This is a genomic window from Parashewanella sp. 2304DJ23-3 (genome assembly GCF_056591695.1).
The window spans coordinates 1-3,091 of sequence record NZ_JBWQOH010000018.1 but is presented as its reverse complement, the minus strand read 5'-3'; the positions used below and the strand labels follow the sequence as shown (position 1 = coordinate 3,091).

The 3,091-nt window shown below is 49.7% G+C and carries 1 rRNA gene; it reads left to right on the top strand.

The annotated features are described in order from the left end of the window. The first annotated feature begins 151 nt into the window (after positions 1 to 151). Positions 152 to 3,045: ribosomal RNA gene (locus tag AC1EU2_RS18615) — 23S ribosomal RNA — on the top strand. Positions 3,046 to 3,091: the final 46 nt, after the last annotated feature.

Here is a 3,091-nt window from a genome sequence, read left to right as displayed (position 1 = left end):
CTAATCGAAGTTCTCAACACTTTATTAAGTGTCTTGAATATTCAAAACTAAGGCGATTCAATCTTTGATTGAATTATCAAACCAGCAAGTTGCACATTCACGCGAAAAGCTGAAGCTATCTTTTAGATGGTAAGACTTATTAGTGTTGTATGGTTAAGCGACTAAGCGTATACGGTGGATGCCTTGGCAGTCAGAGGCGATGAAGGACGTGTTAATCTGCGATAAGCTGAGCTCAGGTGATAAAAACCATTTTAGGCTCAGATTTCCGAATGGGGCAACCCGGCCACATAAGTGGTCATTGTAACGTGAATACATAGCGTTATGAGGCGAACGTGGGGAACTGAAACATCTAAGTACCCATAGGAACAGAAATCAACCGAGATTCCCCTAGTAGCGGCGAGCGAACGGGGATTAGCCCTTAAGTTTTTTGGAAGTTAATGGAATGCGTTGGAAAGCGCAGCGGCACAGGGTGATAGCCCCGTACATGAAAACGACCTTAAGATGAAATCGAGTAGGACGGCACACGTGATATGTTGTCTGAACATGGGGGGACCATCCTCCAAGGCTAAATACTCCTGACTGACCGATAGTGAACCAGTACCGTGAGGGAAAGGCGAAAAGAACCCCTGTGAGGGGAGTGAAATAGAACCTGAAACCGTATACGTACAAGCAGTGGGAGCGGTCCTTGAGACCGTGACTGCGTACCTTTTGTATAATGGGTCAGCGACTTACATTTAGTAGCAAGGTTAAGCGAATAGCGGAGCCGTAGGGAAACCGAGTGTTAACTGCGCGAAGAGTTGCTAGGTGTAGACCCGAAACCCGGTGATCTAGCCATGGGCAGGTTGAAGGTTGAGTAACATCAACTGGAGGACCGAACACACGTATGTTGAAAAATGCGGTGATGACTTGTGGCTGGGGGTGAAAGGCCAATCAAACCGGGAGATATCTGGTTCTCCTCGAAAGCTATTTAGGTAGCGCCTCGCACGGACACCATTGGGGGTAGAGCACTGTTAAGGCTAGGGGGTCATCCCGACTTACCAACCCTTTGCAAACTCCGAATACCAATGAGTGATATGCGGGAGACACACGGCGGGTGCTAACGTCCGTCGTGGAAAGGGAAACAACCCAGACCGTCAGCTAAGGTCCCAAAGTGTATGTTAAGTGGGAAACGATGTGGGAAGGCTTAGACAGCTAGGAAGTTGGCTTAGAAGCAGCCATCTTTTAAAGAAAGCGTAATAGCTCACTAGTCGAGTCGGCCTGCGCGGAAGATTTAACGGGGCTAAACATACCACCGAAGCTACGGGTTCACACTTAGGTGTGAGCGGTAGAGGAGCGTTCTGTAAGCGGTTGAAGCTAAAGGGGTAACCCATAGTGGACGTATCAGAAGTGCGAATGCTGACATGAGTAACGATAAAGGGAGTGAAAAACTCCCTCGCCGAAAGACCAAGGTTTCCTGTCCAATGTTAATCAGGGCAGGGTGAGTCGACCCCTAAGGTGAGGCCGAAAGGCGTAATCGATGGGAAACAGGTTAATATTCCTGTACTTCTACTTACTGCGATGGAGAGACGGAGAAGGCTAGGTTAGCCGGGCGCTGGTTGTCCCGGTTTAAGGTTGTAGGCTGTTCACTTAGGTAAATCCGGGTGAACATTAGGCTGAGAGCTGATGACGAGCCACTAAGGTGGTGAAGTAATTGATGCCATGCTTCCAGGAAAATCTTCTAAGCTTCAGGTAAGTAGGAATCGTACCCCAAACCGACACAGGTGGTTAGGTAGAGAATACCAAGGCGCTTGAGAGAACTCGGCTGAAGGAACTAGGCAAAATGGTACCGTAACTTCGGGAGAAGGTACGCTGCCGGCGGTGATGGGACTTGCTCCCTAAGCTGCTGGCAGTCGCAGATACCAGGTGGCTGCAACTGTTTATCAAAAACACAGCACTGTGCAAAATCGCAAGATGACGTATACGGTGTGACGCCTGCCCGGTGCTTGAAGGTTAATTGATTGGGTTAGTACTTGTACGAAGCTCATGATCGAAGCCCAAGTAAACGGCGGCCGTAACTATAACGGTCCTAAGGTAGCGAAATTCCTTGTCGGGTAAGTTCCGACCTGCACGAATGGCGTAATGATGGCCACGCTGTCTCCAGCCGAGACTCAGTGAAGTTGAAATTGCGGTGAAGATGCCGTATACCCGCGGCTAGACGGAAAGACCCCGTGAACCTTTACTATAGCTTGGCACTGAACATTGACCCTACATGTGTAGGATAGGTGGGAGACTTTGAAGCTTTGTCGCCAGATGAAGTGGAGTCAACCTTGAAATACCACCCTTGTAGTGTTGATGTTCTAACTTGGCCCCATAATCTGGGGTAAGGACAGTGCCTGGTGGGTAGTTTGACTGGGGCGGTCTCCTCCCAAAGAGTAACGGAGGAGCACGAAGGTTAGCTAAACACGGTCGGACATCGTGTGGTTAGTGCAATGGCATAAGCTAGCTTAACTGCGAGACAGACACGTCGAGCAGGTACGAAAGTAGGTCATAGTGATCCGGTGGTTCTGTATGGAAGGGCCATCGCTCAACGGATAAAAGGTACTCCGGGGATAACAGGCTGATACCGCCCAAGAGTTCATATCGACGGCGGTGTTTGGCACCTCGATGTCGGCTCATCACATCCTGGGGCTGAAGTCGGTCCCAAGGGTATGGCTGTTCGCCATTTAAAGTGGTACGCGAGCTGGGTTCAGAACGTCGTGAGACAGTTCGGTCCCTATCTGCCGTGGGCGTTGGATGATTGAAAGGGGCTGCTCCTAGTACGAGAGGACCGGAGTGGACGAACCGCTGGTGTTCGGGTTGTTATGCCAATAGCATTGCCCGGTAGCTACGTTCGGAATCGATAACCGCTGAAAGCATCTAAGCGGGAAGCGAGCCTTGAGATGAGTCATCCCTCAGATTTTAAATCTGCTAAAGAGCCGTCCGAGACTAGGACGTTGATAGGCAGGGTGTGTAAGCGTTGTGAGGCGTTGAGCTAACCTGTACTAATGACTCGTGAGGCTTAACCATACAACCCTAATGGGTTTTGTAATTTGCTAGAACCTTAGTAAGAATA